Below are 20,346 nucleotides of genomic sequence, written 5' to 3'. Positions count from 1 at the left end.
CTGGGTTTAAGGAAAATATGCTGGAATTCGCTTCCGTACCGGCCACGCTAACTTTAATATAACGGTATGTCTTGCCATTCCTTTAACCTGGGGTTGCTACGGGCTCCGTAAGCCGGGGACAGCCTGCTTGTCATGCCCTGCTATTTCATAATATGGGGCACATGGCGCGACACTTGTACTAGTTGGGGCTCTTCTGTCGCGAAGTAGCGACATAAATAAAGGGTATATTTCAAAGAGTTGCGTCAAGGGGCGGAGATTACGTCGGCTATTGGTGACCGATGAGCTTGGTCACTAAGCACAGCTATATGTTCTTTAAAGAAAAAAGTTCTGGCACGAATTTTGCTGTATAACGACTTAGACAGACTTAAATCCATAAGTCTGTGAATGAAACTTTTCTGATCGCTAATCAAGTCCCACAAGGAGGAGCTATGTCGATATTGCACAGCCCGAAGCAAAACCAGCTTTTAGCGGCCCTGCCTGCGGAAGAGTATGCCCGCTTACTGCCTTATTTGGAATTGGTGGATCTGTCGTTGGGTCAGGTGATATATGAACCCAACACTCGGATAAGTCAGCTCTATTTTCCCACGACCTGTATTATGGCCCGCATGTATGAACTGGAATCCGGAATTTCCAGGCAGGTCTCGATGGTCGGGAACGAAGGGGTCACCGGGACCGCGCTGCTATTAGGTTCGGAAAGCACCCCGGCCACGGTCACCGTGCAAAGCCCCGGCTACAGTTATCGCATAAAGGCCGGCGTGCTGAAAAAGGAATTCGAGGCCGGGGGCGTCCTGCAGCAATTATTATTGCGCTTCAGCCAGGCGCTGCTGTTTCAGACTGAACAATGCGCCGTGGATCATAGGCACACCGTGGAACAGCAACTATGCCGGTTCTTGCTGATGAGCCAGGACCGCCTCGCATCGCCGTCCCTGCCCATGACACATGAACTGGTAGCCGCGATGCTTGGGGTGCGCCGCGAAAGCGTGACCCAGGCGGCGCAAGCGCTGCAGGCGGCCGGCGCCATCGAGTATCGCCGCGGCCACATCACCATACTAGACCGGGCAGCCCTGGAGGAGCGGGTTGGTGATGGGTACGCCGTGGTTAAACAAATATACCAGCGGTTGTTGCAGACCAAGCCAGCGGCTAGTGTAGTGAAGGTGGTGAGAGCGGTCGCGGCGTAATACAACTGCCCTCCACGACAACCGCGGGGTGTCAGGGCCCGGCCATGCAACGCAACGCGACGTAATGTTGACGCGCGTGGCCGGGGCGGAGCGTACGCTTGCAGGGTTGCGTTGACGTTCCGCAGCATCTATCTTACGGAATTTATCAACCCTGCCTATTGGACTGAAGTCCAGGTCGCCAGGTCGCCAAGTCGATTGGGCTGCCAATTGATAGGATCAAAGCTCTCGGACGCCTCACGCAATCAACGCGTGAAAAGGCGAAACCTTGAAACCTTTCGTCGGAGTTGAGATGCTGCTGATCCTATTGCTGCGCGCCGGTGGCTAGCTCGTGGTTTGTTCCCCCTGGCGCGTAATCCGCTACTTCTACGAATTCCTCAACCCGTCCTATCCTATCCGAACGCTGGCCATATAAAAGAAAACCCGCCGAAGCGGGTTGTTCAAGTGGGTGGTTTTATTTTTATCGGCCAGACTTGCCAGCCGCTATTTTCCCGGGTCCCGTTTTCGATTTTGTGGGTACTCGTCAGCCGTTCGGGACTCAATTATCTATAAGCAAGAACCGTGCTCGCTCCGTAAGCATGCCTAAGTTGCGGAAACTAAAATAAAAAAAATTTCGTCCAAAAAATAATTCCTGTGAGTGTAAAGATATCCGACATCCTCGCTATCCCTCGCTACTTCGTTCTGACGCGGCCATGTCAGTGCCTCCGCCGCTCCGCTTGAAATCGCGCTACCGGGCTTAAAAACCTGACCACTCGGGCTTTGCCCGAGTCTTACGTGGACGCGGCGCGTTCCCATTCGCCTTCAGCTTCGAATATCCGCCTGTTTTCAGCCAAGTGAGCGCGAGTACTTGTACCCTGGTACAAGGTGTACCTGCGTCCAATAGCCACCGCTGCTGGCATAAGTATGATGCCTTCCTGACGGTTCACTTTGACGGATTCATGGAGGAAAAATGAACAGATTAGCCAGCCTGGCGGGTGCTTGTGCCATCATTTTCGCTTCGATATCGCCTGCCCACGCGGTTCCTATTTACACCACCGCCGATTTTTCGGGCGGTATCTCAAACGTCATGAGCCTCGGGAGCAGCCTGGGGTTGCAGCGAACCAACACATGCAGCGGTTGCGCGGCGGGCAGCGTGAGTGGACATGTATTATTCGACGCCAATCTCGTACCGGGAAGCGGAACAGGTTTCGTTAACGTTCCCCTGGCATCTGCCGGAGGTGCCTCCAATGGCGTGGTTTTTGACCTCATGTTTGGCAGCAAGCCATTGGAATTCCAATTCGGCGATGCAGGCGTTTCCGGGGGACCGGCGATCCAGTTCAACAATGGGGTGTTCAATGGTTTTTTTCTGGTAGAAAATTTTTTGTATAACGGGAATCCCTTCCAGTTAAGCATACAAGGGGGAAGCTGGGCGATAAAAGGATGGAAGACTAACTCTTATGCGGATCTGGCGGCGAGCGGGTACCTTAATACCGGCAACAACGGATTAACGAACAAGGCATTGTTTGATCCATCCGCGGCACCAGCGGAGGTTAACGCCGTGCCTGAACCGACCACCATTGCGCTGGTTGTTTTCGGGGTGTGGGGCCTTATCATGGCTCGCCGCCGTGAAAGCGAGCGAGCTCGGCTCGAAGCGATCCGTGCAAAGGAGGCTATCAAGTGGCCCTGCCCACAGCCTCTATATGAAACGGAACTTTCGGATAAACGTGAGCTGAAGCTGGCTGAGCGGGCGCTGAACCTGGACTAGACTGAACCATACACCAGACTGGGGACCCGTGCCAGGGCCCTGGTTCCCAGTTAACAAGGCCATTTTTTCTCGCCCCGACGAGCAGTATCTTCAAATAATCATCGCCTGAGTCTCCGAATATTGCTGTTTTTATCCCCCTGTATGTTCTCCCACGCCTCCTGTGGGTAGGAATGACGACGTGGGATGATTCCGGCCCACAGGGTCCGGCGACCACTCCCAGCAGGCAATACCCCTATGGCAGGCATGGGCCTGTAATCGTGCTGGTCATAATACTTTCCCGGCAGTGATGAGGTAGGGAATGTAGCTCGCGGTTCAGCCTTGATTCCGCGTTTAAATGCTTCGCGAGATTGGTCGGGGCCAGGCAGAGCATCAGCCTGTAACATCTTACAGCTACAAATTGCACACAGATGATGATCTACTGCTCGCCTTGATTGTTTGCCGATGCGCAGGAGGTCAGTCTTTAATGGACAAGCTCGAGGCTTTACTGATAGGCGGCTATTGGCCTGAGGTGATGGAGGTGACGTTCGGGTTGCTGGTCCGTGCCGGATTTACGGTAGATGTGATATCCAACAGTACCGCGTTCAGGAAAAGTGGCGCAATGCGGGATTATGTACTGGCGAAGAAACGCGATCTGCTGGTTGAAACAGCGGCGGAAAAAATAAAAAAAAAATATACGCTGGTTGTTGTCGGGGACGACGCCACGCTTGGGATGATATTAAACTCGGACTTGTCCGATGAACAGAAATTGCGCCTGCTGCCGGTCCTGTCGGGGAAAAACTTCGGCCATATTTTTTCGAAAATCGGCTTGTCGCTTGCGTTGAATGAAAACGGAATCAGTACGCCGGATTACCGTATCGCCCGCGATGAAGAGGAACTGAACACCTCGGCGCGTACGATAGGCTATCCTGTCCTGGTGAAGCTCGACTCGTCCGCGGGTGGCCTGGGAGTGTTCGAATGCTTGGGCGGGGCTGACGTGGAAGCTTTGGGAAAAACGCTGATGCGGTATCCGGTTCTGGTGCAGCGGAAAATGGCAGGCGCCGAGGTAGCCCTGGAGGCTTTCTACCGCAACGGGGAATTGGTGCATTTTGCCTATTCGGTTCCGGAAAAATCAAAATATAGATTCGGACCCACTTCGGTCCGGTTGTATCGCCAGCTTGCCTCCCTGGAAAAACAGGTATTCGATGAGCTGCGTTTGCTCGGCAAGGCGCTGGGGGCACACGGTTTCGCGAGCATTGGTTGCATACATTCCGTGCAAGACGGCAAGCGCTACTATTTCGAGGCCGATATGAGGCCCAATCTATGGATCGATCACTCCCGATACCTGGGCGAAGACTGGGCGGTAATCATTTCCCGGCATTTCGCCACACGTAATAGCGTGAAGCATTCGTACACGTTCAACTCCCAGTATTCGAACCCGCTTCTCATATCCCACTATCTCCGGTTGTCGTTGACCGAACTGGTGTTGAATCGCTATCAGGTATGGAGATATCTTCCTGGAAATTTCCTGTATGCGATCGTTCAATACCGAATCTTGGCGCGGATCGTTTTGCTCATGCGTACCGTATACCGGTTTTTGCTGCCAAAGAAGCTGCGCGAGTTTTTCAAGTGCGATCGCCATCACTTCCCCAGTCGCTTCCGCAGGCGGCATGGAGAAGGGCATGCCAACGAGCTGGGCGACGGCATGAGAACGCTTCCCTCCACAGTGCGCCTGGAGGATAAGAGCTAAGAGACGCCACGCCGATTGCGGCGCCTCCGTTGGTGGTCCGTTTTCTGGGGTTCGTCCGGTTCGCGGGTTTTCCGGTTTTCAGCTCTCCCCGCCGGTTGTTGAAGCGTCCACTTTCAAGGCCAGGTTCATCGCATACTCCTGGAGCGTTTCGCCGTCGTCCAGGCCGTCGAGGAAGCGCGGGGGTATTCCCGATAGCCCGGTTTGAGCGCCGACGAGCGCACCGGTCAACATTGCGCGCGCCTGGTTTTCCCCGCCGCCATTTACGGCTTGGAGCACAGCCGATTCAAAATCGTTCGGAAAGCGGGCCGTCAGATGATAGGCTGCGGGAAGCTGATGATAAATGGCGCAGGTCATCCCGTAGACGATGGAAACTTTCCATGCGGGCTCTATCCGTACATCCGGGTCCACCGCGGCTGCGGCGACATACGAGGGCGTGAGCAGGGCGTCCGGGGAGACGAAATGTCCGCCTTCACGCGGGTGGTCCTCCTGCGGCGGCTGCAGGTCGGTATGCGCCATTGTATGGAAAGGCAGCTTTCCCGCCTTTGCCAATCGCAAGAGCTTGCCGGAAAGGCTCCTGTTGAGTTTGTGTCCCTGCACCAGAAGACCCAGCACCGCCCCGTACGCGACAGTCAGGGTAACCACGGTATCGTCGATCTGGGTAAGCCGTGTATTGCTGGAGATGGCGGCTGCCAGTTCCTGCGGCTGGAAGGCGTAGCGGACCGCGAGGGCGAGGGTGCGCGCTATCGCCTCGGTGGTATCTGCCTGCCCCCCCGTTTGGCCCCAGGGCAGGTTCTGCTGGACACGCTTGCGCCAGGCGTCGCGAATCGATTGCTGGGTGTATCCACCTGGTCCGTTCACGGGCATGCCATTGAGCGACGGGAAGATTTCCTCATCCATGCGCCGGCAGAAATCAGCCTCATCATAACTGCCGCGCTCGATGAGCGAGCGCAGCATGAGCCGGAGAATGACCCCATTCTGGGAGAGTTGACCCGCCTTGAGACCGCTATGGTAGCGGCCAGGCTTGGGATCGGCATAGGTCGTGATCCAGTCGCCGTAGTCGCGGCGGAGAGCGGCCAGGTCATAGTACCAGTGGGGGCCAAGGCCTAAGGCATCGCCGATAAAGGCGCCCATGATGGCCCCCGCAGCGCGGTCCTGTATCGCGGGGTCGGACATGTTCTGATCCTCCTCTTGGTTAATCTCGATTATCTGGATAAATCTTTTTCAGGCTCGAAGTATTCTTAGTAGTGGCTCTTCGGTTTTTGGGGCATCCTGGACTAAAGGAAACCGGAAGGACGCCCTTGCTGGCACATTCTCGCTTGGTACATCGCCCGCACCCTATCCCTTAATGCCGCAGACGATCATTGCAGCATAGTATGCACGGCCCAATCCGCATCCCGATTTAGGATTTTGCCCACGTCGCCCGTGGGCTGAATCAATTCCAAATCCTGTTGCGAACGAAGTTCCAGCTATCGGCGCTTCGCGATCACACATTGAATCACGCGACTTGATCGAAGATATCCATCCCCCTTCACCTCCTATTCGATAAGACCGGCGGCGTATTCGTTCCCGTTTGAGCTTGCCAGGAAGTGTTCCGCTGCGCATTTCCGCATGGCTATCCTCCTCATTCATGCTGCAAAACCAGGTGGGCCTTTAGGGAGAAGAAGCACCCGTGCCCATCATTAGCTGGACTTCACCGCAATCGAGTGCGAGAGGAGCGTGGTTTTCGCATCACATTGGCACGGCGCCCTCAGTATGGGTCTAATACCACCATTAACACCCATCAATAGCCATTATCGATCCTCCCCGGGGCCCTATTTTGAAAGTTGGATCATCCGCGGGTGGCTGAGGAGTATTCGAATGCCTGCAAGGAGCCGGAAGTGGGTAGCGGAAGTGGAAGCTCGAGGAAAAACGCTGAAGCCGGGTTTGCTCTGGTTCAACGCAAAATAGGCGGAAAGTAAAGGGTCCCGAGGTATCAATGGGAGGCTGACTACCGGACAGGGAAATTTCGCCTCCTCGGCTCCCGAGAAAGCAAATACAACTCCGGGTCCTACCTCTGCCGGGTGTGATCGGCCGTTGCCTAGCCCGGACAACGCTGTCTGATGAACTTGGTACTCGTCGGGACGCTGGTGTACTGGCGTTTATGAAGATCGAGTGCATTACCCAGAGTCGGATCAATGCCCTACTATCTTAAGGCGAATAAGAGTCGGAATTTCTCGATCGACCACGCGGGCAACGGGCCGGCATCAGTGTTCGTTCAACTTTCTATTCCCGTAATCTATTCTCCTGCCATTAACTGCGGCTGACACTGGCGGGTTGCTCGTCACTGCCATCAATTACCAGCTGTTTTCGCCAGCGGCATGAAGAGTGGCACGCCTACGAGTTGGGCGATAGCCTGGCTTCGCTTCCCCCTAACCTGCGCCTGGAGGATAAGAGCCAAGCGGCGCCACGCCCACAGTGGAGCCCTCGTTCGAGGCCCAGAACACGGTTGGTTCGGGAAAACCGGTGATCTGCTCTTCGTGTTTATAACCGCCGAGCAGACCGGTGGGACCGATGGCGATCACGTTACTCAGGCGTTCGATACAACCGTCCATATTGCGTAGATAGTAAACAAAATTCGTCATTTGCTTGACTCCTGCGATAACGAGCTAAGTTGCGATTATGCCAGGGAGCGCGATCAGCCTGTTCACTCGGCGCTCGGCGGAAATGCCGTCGGATTCCGCGCTATGCCGCTGGGATGTGGTCGCCGAGATTCGCACGAGCGCCGAGCGGGGCGATACCCACTGTAGGTCCGATACTCCTGGCCCAAAGTACGACGGACTCGGGGAAGCCCTTGAGCGGCTCCTCGTGGACATACGGCGCGAGGGAACCATATTGGGCTTGCGAAATATGGGGAAAACCGCAGATGACATTCTGCGTGCGCTCGATGGCGCCTTCTTTGGTTCGTATGTAAACAGCATACTGAGACATGGAGACCTCCTGTAATGGATACAGGCTCCGGATTGTACCGATGGTTTATTGCAGAATTTTTATGCGCTCCATATCAATTCGGCCCCTTTTAACCATTTTACCTGCGCTCGCTGCGTTTTTCGGTCGAAAAATGCCACTTGGATATGAATTAATCAGATAAGGAAATCGAATAATAGAATTTATGATCATATGACATTTCTGTTAGCCTTCTGACCAATCGGCATAAGCATCGGCAGCGCCGCTGCACGAAGATCCACGTTGCGAAGTGCGCTGATCAGGTATCTGATTTAGGACAACGAAGTGAGGCCCGGCATGCGGCATGCGGCGGAAGCAGGAACGGAAGCTGGCTCCGGCCGGCATACCGGTGGAGGCAGCCAGGAGAAGACATTGGGATACACGTTGCGAATTACCCTTGCATTCATGGCCGGCATGCTACCCATGGAGCTGATCCAGGCCCACAGTGGACAAGGGGAACTACCTGGGGCCAGCCTCCAAGGAGTGGCGCAGATCGCGCAGGTGAGGGCGCCGGCCACGTCTGCGCCTTCGGCCAATTCAGCCCCAGCCGGCCCTGCCTCGTCCAAATCGCCCGATGACAACTACAAATGGCTCATCAAGTCGAAAGACGAGGACTACAAATGGGCGATCCCGTCAGCGGATAAATCCGTATCAGAAAAACCCGCTGCCCCATCCGACGCCAAGCCGAACGGGGATAACAAATCCACGAGCTATTACCGGCCTTCGAACAGTTATGCGACTAATCCGGACTCCGATCCGCCCCGGTACGTACGCCGGCTGAGCGCGACCGGGATCGAGGCATTCAAGGACATCCACTGGCTGGATATCGGTTTCGAGTTTCGCACCCGCTATGAAATGCGCCACGATGATTTCCGCCGCGTCGAAGCAGGATACGATAACCCGGTTTTTCTACGTTCGCGAGCTTACCTGGGGATAAGGGAAATTCTCGACCCGTTCCGCTTTGCAGTCGAGTTCCAGGACTCGCGGGTCTACAACAACCGGTTTCCGACAACTGACCAGGAGAACAACCCGTACGACCTCATCCAGGGATACGGGGAATTGAATTTTAAAAATGCGTTGGGCCAGGACGATCGCAAGCAGGACCGTCCAATCAGGTTTCGGGCAGGGCGCATGGCTTATGAAACGCTGGATAGGCGTTTTATCGCGCGAAACGAATGGCGCAATACGACCAATACCTTCGAAGGCTTTCGCCTGAACCTCGGGCGGGAAGCGAATGACTGGGAAATCGATACATTTGGCTACCAGCCGGTCAGGCGCCTGCAGACCAAATTCGATGAGGCCAACGACCACCTTTGGTTTTTCGGCACAATCGGGCATTGGCGCAAGTGGTCCGATATCATCACGCTGCAACCTTATTATATGGGCCAGAAGCAGACTGCTGATCCCAATGGCCATACCGCAACCAACCGGCTTGATCGCGAGATTCACATGCCATCGTTGCGCGGCTACGGACTGATCGGGACTACCGGGCTGGATTTCGATGTGAACTTCAGCTACCAGTTCGGTACTAACGGCACCGAGCGTCATGATGCCTACGGTTATACCACCGAGGTGGGGTATAAGTTCAAGCACGCCTGGAAGCCGCGTCTCACTGGCTTTTACGGTTATGCTACAGGTGACCGGCATCCCGATGACGGCGTGAACAATCGTTTCGACCGTTTTTTTGGCTTTGCACGCCCATGGTCGTCAGATCATTATATTATTTATGAAAACATCAAGCATCCCAGAATCAGGTTTGACCTGCAGCCGACCCAGAAACTGGGGATTGAAGCCAGCTATGCCTGGTTCTGGCTGGCGAGCAGTACCGACCGGCTGTTCGACACTTTTGATGGCAACATCAGCGTCGTCAGGGACCCCGGCTTCAATCGGGACAGGACGGGGAGAAGCGGCGACGAGGTCGGGAACGGGGTGGAATTGCGCGTACGTTATCAGATTGAGCCGAGAATCAACACAGTCATTGGTTATTCGCACTTCATCGCCGGGGACTTCATCAAAAACCGGATGGCGGCGCACCCCGAGGAAATCACGCAGCGTCCGGGCTTTAGTGATTTTTTCTACGTAGAGGTGTTGATCACGGCGTTTAAATGACCAAAGCTCAACGTGAACTTGAACCAGCGGCTGTGTTGCGTCACTGGTGTTGCGTCAATAAAACCCGCCTTGGTGGACCTACCGGGCGGGTTTTTTATTGCCGAGGCAGCTCCCTTACGCCTGCCTGCTTCGCCGTGACATAAAACCAAGCAGACCCAATCCCGCCAGGAGCATGGCGTAGGTTTGGGGTTCCGGAACGTTGATGACAAACCCTGGCACGTCCGTCAATATGTTCTGGTCGCCGAGCGGCTGAACCGGCCGTGTATTGCCTTCGGGGAAGAGGTCTCGGTAAGCCTGGATTTGAGAGGCAGCCATTTCCAGCGGTTGCGCCAGGTTGACCCAGGTCACGCCCTCGGTAAACGGGGGAGTCGTGAGCGAACCGCTGTAGCGGAATGATTGGAGGTTGTCAGGCAGAAGTAAATTCAGGTTGAAGTCAGACACCTGATGGGTTTCGGTTGCAAGTGGCAAATCGGAGAAAATCGGGTCAAGCGCGCTATTGAAGCTGCCCTGGTTGATCCACCGTCCCACCACCAGAAGATTGTCCGTGGCGTCGGCAAATACCATGTGCAGTTCCAGAGGCGTTGCCTTGCTGTTTTCCAGATGCTCGGAGGGGGTGTGGAAGTGGAACTGGGCGAGATCGTAGGTGGTGCCGTCAACTGTTACCGACCCTGCGCGGGGAAGGATATTTGCCTTGATGGCGCTCTCGTGATCGGGCGACCCGGTGTTGACTACGCTCAAGGCTGTATTACTGCTCAAGCTGAACTGTAAGGGGGACAACCGGCCGAAGTAGGTATTATCCGGACGAATATCGACAGGACTTTGCTCTTCCGTTGCAGCCAATACATCGTCGAGGGGAGCCGCACCGACCACAGGCGGCTGAGTCAGGAACAGAACGGAAGCGAGGGGGGCAAATTGCAATATTCGAAACGTTAATTTGCTCACAGTAAGACCTCCTAAAAATAGACGGGAAATCTTCAAGAGTAATACAAACTGCTCGACAATATTAACATGATGCCTTATTGTTAAGTAGCTATATAAACATAATAAATCATTATTTAATGACGTTAATAACAGGGTTTTTGCGAAAGCGTCCGGGATGGATAAGAGGTGTAGAAGGCGACTGTGACAATATTTCCCCTGGCTCGGAAAGCGCTGTTTCTAGATGCACGCATCCACCCGGTTCCTCCAGCCTCGTCACTTGGTACGGCGTCTTACGGATGTGCCAGCCTCCGGGTGGGTCGGATGGCCAATCGTCTTACGGATGCGGCAGGGGTAGGGGTGAACCGGATGGTCAATCGAGAGCGGGGGAGAGGAGGGGAGCGGAACCTGCCGGGGACGGCGAGGTGACGTCCCTCTCCGCGTCAGGGGTGCAGGAGAGGATGGGAGCAATGCCTACGCTTGGACCGGTTTCATGCGCCCAGAACACCCTGGATTCCGGCCAGCCACTAACCGGTTGCTCATGAATATAGAGTGGGGGGTGCTCGTCGGAGGAATTGAAAATAGCATAGGAGATCCGTTCAATGTAACCTTCTGCAGTTCGCACATAGGGAACATATTTGGGCATGAGGGCTATCCGTACGAGGGGTTGGATGCCGGTTATTGTACGATGACGCTGGCTCGGCTTTATATTTAATTTCGATTAGCTTATCTAATATAAAAGATACGTTGCGCGTGGCCCGATGGCCAGGGTGCGGAGCCTCAGACGCCAATAGTGAAAGTAAAAACGGATCGTGCTTTACGAGAAAAAAAACGTGAGGTGGGAACCTCTTATGGTTGACGCGCCTAGGCGTCATATGTGTGCAGCTTGACTGCGGAGGAAGGGGGCAGTCGGCGACAGACTGCTCCCTTCAGCTCATGGCCTTCGTAGCATTATTTCCCTCCGGGACGGTTTGATCTTGGGGACAGTTATCAACGGGAGACGCACATCCCCTTGCAATCGAGTCCGTCCCGGGTGGGGTCGCAGTTGTCGGAAGGGTCATCCACGCATACCATGCCGCCCTGGCATTGGATCCTGGAGGGTCCGCCGCAGGGTTGCTTAACTTTCTGTTCCGCTCCGCCGCCCGCTACGCACAGGCCGGGGCAGTTGAGGCCATCCTTGGTTGGATCGCACTTGTCGTGGGGGTCGTCGACGCACGACATGCCAGCGGGGCATTTGATGACATTGGGCCCGCCGCAGGGTAGCTGTTTCTTCCCGCTGCCGGCGGATTGCGCTTGTGTTCCGGACTTGCCGTGATCGTGTCCCTGCATGCCCTCCTGCGCAGCAACGGACCCATTCAGGCTCATGTTCAAACCAGCGCTTAATATGAGGAGTGCCAATAGCCGCACGGCCCCGGAAAAAAAATCGAATATGGTTTCATAGATAACTCCAAAATAAATGAAAGGATTAGGTGGGGGTGTAGTTTTCCTCTTGAGGTTCTATCCATCTTTTCTTGCTTGTTCATCAGACATCAAGCTGGATAAACCCACATTATTTTTGTGGATTAAATCGGACTGTTTCTGTGCGGTGTCGAACAAACTGCTGGGCGTCCATCTTTAAGGAGTAACCGAACCCGATTGAGTCGCCGCCGGCGGGGTTGAATTCCTCGATTTTCGCTGTAGCCGGCAAAAGCGCGCTCTTACACGGTAGCTTGCAGTAAAATGAGTTGCGGCAGAACAGGTTGCAAATAATGATTTCGAGCGGATATAGTGCGCGCCGGCTGGGCCGACCGCTGCCTGCAACACAGACACGATTTTCCCAATAAGCGAGGGGCTGATGTTTTTGCACGGAATAAACCTGAGGTATCGATAATGCTCTGGCAAGCGCTGATGGCAGCGCGTGACCTTGGCCGCCTTCACGAGATTGCCTCCATCCTAATCCGCTATGGATTCGGGGACATGGTGCGCAGGATGGGACTCGCCAATGCGTTGGAACGGACGGGAAGCGCGTTACGATGGAACGAAGCAACTGAGCTGGCCCAGCTTGAGCCTCACGCGCGCGTGCGCCGAGCAATGGAGGAGATGGGCCCAACCTTCGTCAAGCTTGGCCAGATTCTCGCTACCCGTGTCGATCTCTTCGATCCTGAATGGATCGCGGAATTCAGCAAGCTGCAGGACAGCGCGCCTCCATCGCCGTACGATGAGATCTACAAGCAACTGACGGAAGACCTCGGCGCGCCGCCAGAGGAGGTGTTTGCGGCATTCAGTGCGGAACCGCTCGCGGCGGGTTCCATTGCCCAGGTGCATCGCGCCCGCTTGGCGGACGGCAGCGAGGTGGTGGTCAAGGTGCGTCGGCCGGGGGTCGAGTCCATTATCGATGCCGATCTGCGCTGGATGTCGCGACTGGCTGAAGCCATCGAAACCGGCAATACCGAACTGCGTCATTTTCACTGGCGGGAGGTGGTGCGGCAGTTCAACCAGTCGCTGCGGCGCGAACTCGATTTCACGGCTGAGTGCCGGCATGCCGAGCGCATCGCGACAAACTTTGTCGGATATACCGGCCCCGATTCACCGGCGACCGAGAGTCAATCGGCCGTAAACTCGCCTGAACGGGAAGCGGTCCCGCCGCTTATCGTCATTCCAAAGGTATATTGGCAGTGGACAGGAGAGCGGGTGTGCGTACAGGAATATATCGAAGGCATACCTGGGCGCGACCTTGCCGCGGCAGAGCGGGCGGGCCTCGACCGCAAGGTTCTTGCGCGACGCGGAGTGAATGCGGTGCTCAAGATGATTGCGATCGACGGCTTGTTTCACGCGGACCCGCACCCAGGCAACGTATTCTATCTGCCGGACAACCGCATTGCCTTTATTGATTTCGGCATGGTGGGCAGGCTCAGCGACGAGCGGCGGGACCAGTTGGTCCATCTGCTGCTCGGCCTGGTGCAGCAGGAACCTGCGCTCGTCGCCAACGTACTGCTGGACTGGGCGGGCGACAGCATAGTCAATGAAGAAGCCTTAACCGCAGAGCTTCAGGCCTTCGTGGACCAGCATCTTGGCACGCCGCTGAAACAACTTAGGCTGGGAACTATGCTCGCCGACTTGGTGGGCATACTGCGTTCGCACCAACTCTATCTGCCACCCGACCTGGCGCTCTTCATCAAAGCATTCGTTTCACTGGAAGGCATGGGCCGCGACCTCGACCCAGACCTGGATCTCGCGGGGGAAGCGGTGCCGATGCTGCGGGAAGCGTTATTGACACGGTACGCGCCAGCCGCCCTGGCCAAGCGGGGCTGGCACGCTGCCTCGGAGATATCCAAACTCATGTCAGATCTGCCGCGCGATATTTCCCAGTTGCTGCGTTCGGCACGACGCGGCAGGCTGGAGATTCATATCGATGTGGGACATCTCAAGCATGTGGGCGACCAGTTGGACCTCGCCACCAATCGGCTGATCATCGGGATCATCGTCGCCTCCATTATCGTCGGGTCCTCTGTGGTGATGACGGTATCCGGTGGCCCGACCTTGTTCGGATTGCCGTTCTTTGGTTTGCTCGGCTTCGTATTCGCAACGATCGGGGGGGTGTTGCTGACCGTTTCAATCTCGCGAAGCAACAAGGCGGATCGGGAGAGGAAGTCTTAAATGACTCTGGAATAGATCCTTGTCAACCGGATAATCGTCTTTCTCGCAATCATCGCAACCCGGCTATTGGGAAATCTTCCTCCGCGCTTTACGTCAGGAAGATTGCAGGCTGGATAAAAGGCAGGTAAGGTTGATCTCCTCCGGTTTTAAATCTGATCAGGGAATGAGATGACTATCACGCTCAATCACACCATCGTGCCTGCGCACGACAAGGTCGAGTCCGCGCGGTTTTACTCCAGAATATTCGGGTTCGAGTATATCGGCGAGTTTTCTCACTTCATCGTAGTGAAGGTGAACGACACCTTGAGCCTGGATTTCGACAACAATGACAAGTTCGAACGGCATCATTATGCCTTCAAGGTGACGGACCAGGAGTTCGACGAGATATTCAAGCGATTGCAGGCGGACAACCTCAAATATGGCAGCGGTCCGTTCAGCCCGGAAGATATGACCATCAACCACCATTACGGCGGACGCGGCGTTTATTTCCGCGATCCGAACGGGCATCTCCTGGAAATGCTCACCGTCGATTACGAAATGCCGCCGAGGTAGTTGCGGGTAGCTGGCGGTAGCCCCGAAGCCTTCATTGGTAGTTGGGTAGATTGGGGAGCGAAGCGTAGCCCGACGGATCCGTCGCGCTATGCCGAGCATCAGGTTCTACCGCGCGCCTCGCCGTCAGATTTCATTTCCATAATCCCACCTACGGGTTCTGCCTCAAGCCGCAGCTCATCGCCCCGCAATTCATCGACCACATCCTGCAGGGTCGTGCGGAAGTCGAGATCGAGCAAGTGGCGAACCTTCAGCGCGACGATGAGCTGGTGGCCGTTTCTCGTCCTGCTCCAGTTTTCCATCTGTAAAGTTTTTTCTATCACCTGCCTGCGCCCGGCATCGGCAAGAGCAAAGAAGTCGCAGCAGCAGTTTCTTCCGGAATCGGGAGCCGGGGGCGTCCGGCAGAACGCGCACGCCATGAATAGCGCAGGGGAAGGCGTCGCCAGCGGCTGGAATCCCAATTCCGATGTATTCGCAGCCGAGTGGGCATTTGCCGGTTTCACGCCGGTAATCAGCGCAGCATAGTCTGTAGCTGCATGCTTGCCGGCGCCTTTATCCTGCACCTGACCAAGGGTGGCGGCGCAGACCCTGACGCGCAAAAGCAGCGCCTGCAAGCCGTAGCCCCGCCACGCCTGCTTGACGTAACACATCCCCAGCTCTTTCTCGCCCGGGTCGGCGAAGTCGAACACCCCCGCGCCGGCCATGAAATCCCCGCTGGCGTTTTCGATGACGAAAAACAGGCCATTTTCCACCGCCCCTCTGAACTCCTGATAAGGGCGCCACAAGAGGTTCGCCGATTCCTCCGGCGGGAGATTCCGCACCGCCTCGCGGTATTCGGCCAGGATATGTTCCACGTCGGCTGGTCCCGCCGCCCTGATTGTTGCATGGGTGATCGTCATTGTCTCAATTCCTCCTGGGTTGTTGCTGCCGCCCGCGTGATCCCCGGATACCGGATATCGCCGTCTCCGCTGCTTTTTCAGGTGCCTGTGCCCTCCCTATCAAAGTCTTCTGTTTGCCTATCCGCTAGCGCAATATAGGGCTATCGGGACGGAAATCAATCCGTCGAAGGCAGTTTTTTTGTCTCATGATCGTTATTGCATATAGCAGAGCAAGCGATTGACGTGATGCGTACTTTAGGCTAAAAAGAATTGCAGGTCGCAATGTTATCTGAACAATAACTCGAGGATGCCAGGTCGTGGTTACGATAGAGCAATATCGGCGCATTTGCGTCGAATGGAGCGGTGATCCCGCGGAATTTTCGTGGCTGGTCCAACATGGCGACATCGCGGGCGTGTCGCAGCGCGCCATAGCGGATGAATTCGAATTTGCGCCATCTACTGTTTCACGTTGGGCTGCCGGCGAAGCGCTTCCCCACAAGCGCATCCAGAAACTGGTTATCGCCGGGCTGGAAAAACGGGCCCGGCGGCTGGAATACGCTGCCGCCAATGCCGTTCCGCTGGCAAGGAAATTTCCCAGTCATGGCGAACCGGTGCAGCGGGGCTGAGGCTAAGGCTCGCCGGGGCAAGCATGCTACCGCAGGAGTGTCGGGATGAAGGCATGGGAGGTGAACTTTGACGGCCTGGTAGGGCCGACACACAATTACGGCGGGTTGTCGGTTGGGAACATCGCCGCCGCGGCGAACGCGATGGCCGAATCCAGTCCGCGTGAAGCAGCCCTCCAGGGGCTGGCAAAGATGAAACTGCTGGCGGACATGGGCATCAAGCAGGGAGTATTGCCTCCCCAGGATCGGCCCGCTATCGCTACCCTCAAAAAACTGGGTTTCCACGGGGATGAAACTTCGATTGTCCGCCATGCGGCTGCGGTGGCGCCCGGGTTGCTGCGCGCGTGCTGTTCCGCTTCCAGCATGTGGGCCGCAAACGCGGCAACCATATCGCCGAGCGCGGATACTGAGGACGGCAAAGTCCATATTACCCCGGCCAACCTGCCCTCGCAGTTCCATCGCAGCATCGAGCCTCCCGGCACAGCTGCGACCCTAACACGTATTTTTAGAGATGAACGGTATTTTCGACACCACGATCCCCTCCCGTCCAATCTCTATTGCGCCGACGAGGGCGCCGCGAACCATATGCGACTGTGTGCTCACCACGGCGATGCTGGTCTGGAAATTTTTGTCTTCGGACGGTCTACCCACTCAGAGGTTCCCAGGCCGGCAAACTTTCCAGCCCGCCAGTCATTGGAAGCGAGCGAGGCCGTTTCCAGGCTGCACCGGATCAGGCCGGGAAAAAGCTTGTTTATTCAGCAGCACCCGGACGCTATCGACGCGGGCGCATTCCATAATGATGTGCTCGCGGTGTCGAATTGCGACGTGTTGCTCTATCACGAGGCGGCCTTCCGCGACTGGCGGGAAATGGAAGAAAACATAACCAGCGCGTGCAATTTTCCAATCCACTTCATCCGCGCCACAGAAGCCGAAATCGATCTTCCCGAGGCGATAAACACTTATCTGTTCAACAGCCAGTTGATCAGTCTTCCGGATGGCGGGATGATGATTCTCGCCCCTGCGGAATGCCAGGAGTCCGGGCCGGCAGCTGCTTTTCTGAAGCGCATTGTGGCGGATGTCGACAATCCGGTCGGTCGCGTGGAATACGTGAATTTGCGCCAGAGCATGAGAAACGGCGGCGGGCCGGCGTGCTTGCGCCTACGGGCGGTGCTGACCGAAGCTCAGTTCGAGGCGGTGCAGCTTACCAGCCGCGTCATTCTTGATCAGCCTCTTTACGATCTGCTGAAAGCCTGGATAGAACGGCACTATCGCGAGCGCATCCTGCCCGGGGACGTCGCGGACCCCTCCCTGTTGCGCGAGAGCCGGACAGCGCTGGATGAACTCACCGGCATACTGTCGTTGGGCCACATCTATGATTTTCAGACGCCGTGGTGTTAATGGCGGCATTGAATGGCGCTGTGGCGACATGATAGCTTAACTTTATTGCTGAGCTAGCGGCTGATGGATTAAAATCGGCCTGTTCCTTGGACTAAAATGGAACGAAGGGGCGGAAGACCTTGCTCCCGTGGGCGATGCTGGTGCGATCCTTCGGTATTATCGCCGGCAACGCTACTGAGCTGATATGAGCTGATGCCAACCGATGCTGGCTGTGGATGAGAAGTAAGATGGGAAGGACTGGCTGGCTGCATTGCCGTAGCAGTATTTTGCGCACTTTCTCGCAAACGATCATAACTACAAGAGCCACTTATGAAAAATACACTCTGGATTGCCGGACTGTTTATCGCTGCCGCGTTGGTGGGATGTACCAGCGTGCCGGACAGAGGCCAGACGAGAGCAGGGCAGGGAATTGGCTCAAGCGCGCGGATTACGACGATTCCAGGCGCGGAGGCAGACCTGGGCGACCCTGCGGCGGTTAAAAACAGCCTCTACGCGCAGTATGACGAATGGAAAGGGACCCGCTATCAGATCGGGGGCTTGAGCAAGCAAAGCGTCGATTGCTCCGGATTTGTGCATATCACCTTCAAATCAAGGCTGGGAATTGTGCTTCCGCGTTCGACGGATTTGCAGGTAGAGCTGGGACAGCACGTCGACAAGGATGAGTTACGCGCCGGTGACCTGGTCTTTTTCAAGACCGGCAGAACGCTCCGGCATGTCGGCGTGTATCTGGAGGACGGACGGTTTTTGCATGCCTCGTCCAAGCTGGGCGTGGCCATTTCCCATCTCAACGAGAACTACTGGAAATCCGCATACTGGAAAGCGAAGCGGTTATAACTCCTTGTACTGTCTACATACTTCTTGATCAGAAGTAGAAGGATTATAGCATTACATTGTGAACAGTGTGAATGGGATTGTGAACAAGCCATTATCCCTAATGGCGATTGTGAATGATCCCTTGTTATTAATGGGGGTCATTCTTATTCATTAGATGAGGGGGGAGCAGGGGGACGGGGGTCCCTGTTACATAGTGCATTACACCTAAATAAAATCTAGCAAAAATGCATAGAATGCCGGACATTGAACATAATGTTCTAGCTTGCCTAGCTATCAGGGCTGATAAAACCATCAGCTTGTCGCAATACCCACCAATCCCGTATCCCGTATCGCTGCACAGAAGGCAGAATTCTCTTCTGGAATTCTTATCCCGCAGACATCCTAGTAACGCTGCGCTATCACTAAAGTTCGGAACCCGTTCGTTGGGCGTAAAAATGCCGTTATGCTTCAGCAGGTTTTGCTGGGTTTGATGCGGCTTCCATATTCGGAAATCGATTAAAATTCCGTTGAATCAAAGGAATGGATTTAGCGCGGAGCGCTGCCTCAATCGCGTAAAAAAACCTTTGAAACGGGTAACGAAAGGGTTGCACAAATCCGTTCCTGACACTACTATTAGTAAACACTGATCAATTTAAATACTAAATGTAGTGGTTAGAAGATAAAAATCGTTCAGCTTCAACCGCTGGGGAATAGCCGTTTCCCATATAGATGAGGAAGTTCCAAGATGCAGCTTGCTACAGACCATACAGCCCGTCCTGCGGGAACAATTGGGAGAAAGCCATGAGAAGATAATTCGCTCATTTGACACAGGCCCTTCGGTCAAGTGAGCATAGAAAAGGCCCTTGATTAGCATAACCTTGGCGGGTGACTAATCAAAGGCCGGTAGGGGCCAACAGCCCTAATACAAACATGTCTATTGGCAGTCGAATAGTGACCCAAACACTTTTCACAGTCAATAGACCGTCTAGTACTTTTTACTAATAGGAGAAATGTTTTGGCAGTCTATCTAGTAACGTACGACCTGAAAGCCCCCGGTAGGAATTATGACCCGGTCTACGACTACCTAAGGGGATTCATCCACTGCAAAGGACTTGAATCCGTCTGGCTCATACAAACAGCCCTGTCCAGTTTGGACATCCGGGATAAGTTGATGAGTTTGATTGATTCAAACGATGTTATTTTTGTGGCGCGTCTTAGTACTACATGGGGTTCATATCGTTACAGCTGCGCGAATTGGCTAAATGAGCCAAGTCGATCTTGGTAATAATTTAAAAAGATAAGCCGTTAATAATGGGAGGGGCCTTTTTGCCTCTCCCAATCTTCTACTTCCCTTCCCGCATTTATTCAAGGCTTGGGTTACTGGGCGTTAATGTCGCCCATATAACTCATGTAAAAAAAGAACCCTTAATGAAATTAATTACACCTCCCTTAGATATTTCCGAAACTGAAGGATTTAAACAAGATGTTCTAGGTAGGGAAGCTTATGGCAAAGCATTATTGGACTTAATAATACATTCACGTGCTGATGAACTAGTCATTTCCCTTGACGGGCAGTGGGGAGAAGGCAAAACCACCTTCATAAAGATGTGGCGGGGACTGCTTAAGGAAGTAGACGTACCAAATATTTACATAGATGCATTCGCCAATGATTACGTGGACGATGCGTTTATAGCAATAGCTGTTAGCGCCGCTGTAATACTGACCCACTGAGCCGGAGTAAAACTGACCCACCTGGGCGAATATGGTGGCTTTTTGGCTGCCGATTATGTTGACT

The 20,346-nt window shown here is 54.8% G+C and carries 17 protein-coding genes; 10 read left to right on the top strand and 7 right to left on the bottom strand.

All coding sequences use genetic code 11. The annotated features are described in order from the left end of the window. Positions 1-428: 428 nt before the first annotated feature. From BM022_RS13385 to BM022_RS13370, 3 genes are all read left to right on the top strand, one after another. The gene (locus BM022_RS13385) at positions 429-1,178 is read left to right on the top strand and encodes a Crp/Fnr family transcriptional regulator (protein WP_091140098.1); all 750 of its coding nucleotides are present in this window, start codon (positions 429-431) and stop codon (positions 1,176-1,178) included. A 946-nt stretch (positions 1,179-2,124) separates the two neighbouring features. Continuing rightward, positions 2,125-2,919: a PEP-CTERM sorting domain-containing protein gene (locus BM022_RS13375; protein ID WP_091140095.1), complete on the top strand. Its 795-nt coding sequence runs from the start codon at positions 2,125-2,127 to the stop codon at positions 2,917-2,919. Between the two features lie 463 nt (positions 2,920-3,382). After that, positions 3,383-4,645 (top strand): ATP-grasp domain-containing protein, encoded by a 1,263-nt coding sequence (locus BM022_RS13370; protein WP_091140094.1) that lies wholly within the window; start codon positions 3,383-3,385, stop codon positions 4,643-4,645. A 78-nt stretch (positions 4,646-4,723) separates the two neighbouring features. Here BM022_RS13370 and BM022_RS13365 read toward each other — a convergent pair whose 3' ends face one another. From BM022_RS13365 to BM022_RS15265, 3 genes are all read right to left on the bottom strand, one after another. Continuing rightward, positions 4,724-5,818 carry an ADP-ribosylglycohydrolase family protein gene (locus BM022_RS13365; protein ID WP_091140092.1) on the bottom strand — a complete coding sequence of 365 codons (1,095 nt, stop codon included), beginning with the start codon at positions 5,816-5,818 and terminating at the stop codon, positions 4,724-4,726. A 1,235-nt stretch (positions 5,819-7,053) separates the two neighbouring features. Continuing rightward, complete coding sequence (locus tag BM022_RS13360) at positions 7,054-7,266, bottom strand: hypothetical protein (protein WP_091140090.1); 213 nt, start codon at positions 7,264-7,266, stop codon at positions 7,054-7,056. Positions 7,267-7,366: 100 nt separating this feature from the next. Continuing rightward, positions 7,367-7,612 (bottom strand): hypothetical protein, encoded by a 246-nt coding sequence (locus tag BM022_RS15265; RefSeq protein ID WP_143079586.1) that lies wholly within the window; start codon positions 7,610-7,612, stop codon positions 7,367-7,369. Positions 7,613-8,050: 438 nt separating this feature from the next. On the opposite strand from BM022_RS15265, the gene BM022_RS13350 reads away from it, so the two are divergent. Beyond that, a complete protein-coding gene (locus tag BM022_RS13350; protein WP_091140135.1) occupies positions 8,051-9,736 on the top strand; it encodes an alginate export family protein in 1,686 nt (561 codons plus the stop codon). A 114-nt stretch (positions 9,737-9,850) separates the two neighbouring features. On the opposite strand, the gene BM022_RS13345 is transcribed toward BM022_RS13350, so the two are convergent. From BM022_RS13345 to BM022_RS13340, 3 genes are all read right to left on the bottom strand, one after another. Continuing rightward, complete coding sequence (locus BM022_RS13345; protein WP_091140087.1) at positions 9,851-10,678, bottom strand: carbonic anhydrase family protein; 828 nt, start codon at positions 10,676-10,678, stop codon at positions 9,851-9,853. Positions 10,679-11,027: 349 nt separating this feature from the next. After that, positions 11,028-11,300 (bottom strand): hypothetical protein, encoded by a 273-nt coding sequence (locus BM022_RS15260; protein WP_143079585.1) that lies wholly within the window; start codon positions 11,298-11,300, stop codon positions 11,028-11,030. A gap of 344 nt (positions 11,301-11,644) precedes the next feature. Then, positions 11,645-12,019: a hypothetical protein gene (locus tag BM022_RS13340; RefSeq protein WP_143079584.1), complete on the bottom strand. Its 375-nt coding sequence runs from the start codon at positions 12,017-12,019 to the stop codon at positions 11,645-11,647. A gap of 504 nt (positions 12,020-12,523) precedes the next feature. On the opposite strand from BM022_RS13340, the gene BM022_RS13330 reads away from it, so the two are divergent. Next, a complete protein-coding gene (locus BM022_RS13330; RefSeq protein ID WP_091140081.1) occupies positions 12,524-14,290 on the top strand; it encodes an ABC1 kinase family protein in 1,767 nt (588 codons plus the stop codon). Between the two features lie 168 nt (positions 14,291-14,458). Continuing rightward, positions 14,459-14,842 (top strand): VOC family protein, encoded by a 384-nt coding sequence (locus BM022_RS13325; protein ID WP_091140080.1) that lies wholly within the window; start codon positions 14,459-14,461, stop codon positions 14,840-14,842. Positions 14,843-14,940: 98 nt separating this feature from the next. Here the strand turns inward: BM022_RS13325 and BM022_RS13320 are convergent, their stop codons facing one another. Further along, on the bottom strand, positions 14,941-15,738 hold the full coding sequence (locus BM022_RS13320) for a GNAT family N-acetyltransferase (protein ID WP_091140078.1): 798 nt from the start codon (positions 15,736-15,738) through the stop codon (positions 14,941-14,943). Positions 15,739-16,034: 296 nt separating this feature from the next. Between BM022_RS13320 and BM022_RS13315 the strand changes: the two genes are divergently transcribed. From BM022_RS13315 to BM022_RS13295, 4 genes are all read left to right on the top strand, one after another. After that, positions 16,035-16,343, top strand: coding sequence for a hypothetical protein (locus tag BM022_RS13315; protein ID WP_091140077.1), 309 nt, complete (start codon positions 16,035-16,037; stop codon positions 16,341-16,343). Between the two features lie 45 nt (positions 16,344-16,388). Continuing rightward, positions 16,389-17,738, top strand: coding sequence for an N-succinylarginine dihydrolase (gene astB, locus BM022_RS13310; RefSeq protein WP_091140076.1), 1,350 nt, complete (start codon positions 16,389-16,391; stop codon positions 17,736-17,738). A 309-nt stretch (positions 17,739-18,047) separates the two neighbouring features. After that, a complete protein-coding gene (locus BM022_RS13305) occupies positions 18,048-18,572 on the top strand; it encodes an NlpC/P60 family protein (RefSeq protein WP_091140074.1) in 525 nt (174 codons plus the stop codon). A gap of 1,407 nt (positions 18,573-19,979) precedes the next feature. Next, a complete protein-coding gene (locus BM022_RS13295) occupies positions 19,980-20,282 on the top strand; it encodes a P-loop NTPase fold protein (protein WP_177191733.1) in 303 nt (100 codons plus the stop codon). Positions 20,283-20,346 lie beyond the last annotated feature (64 nt).

It is taken from the genome of Nitrosospira sp. Nsp14, assembly GCF_900113575.1.
GTDB lineage: Bacteria > Pseudomonadota > Gammaproteobacteria > Burkholderiales > Nitrosomonadaceae > Nitrosospira.
The sequence above is the reverse complement of the archived record's forward strand: the minus strand, read 5'-3'. Positions and strand labels throughout refer to the sequence as shown.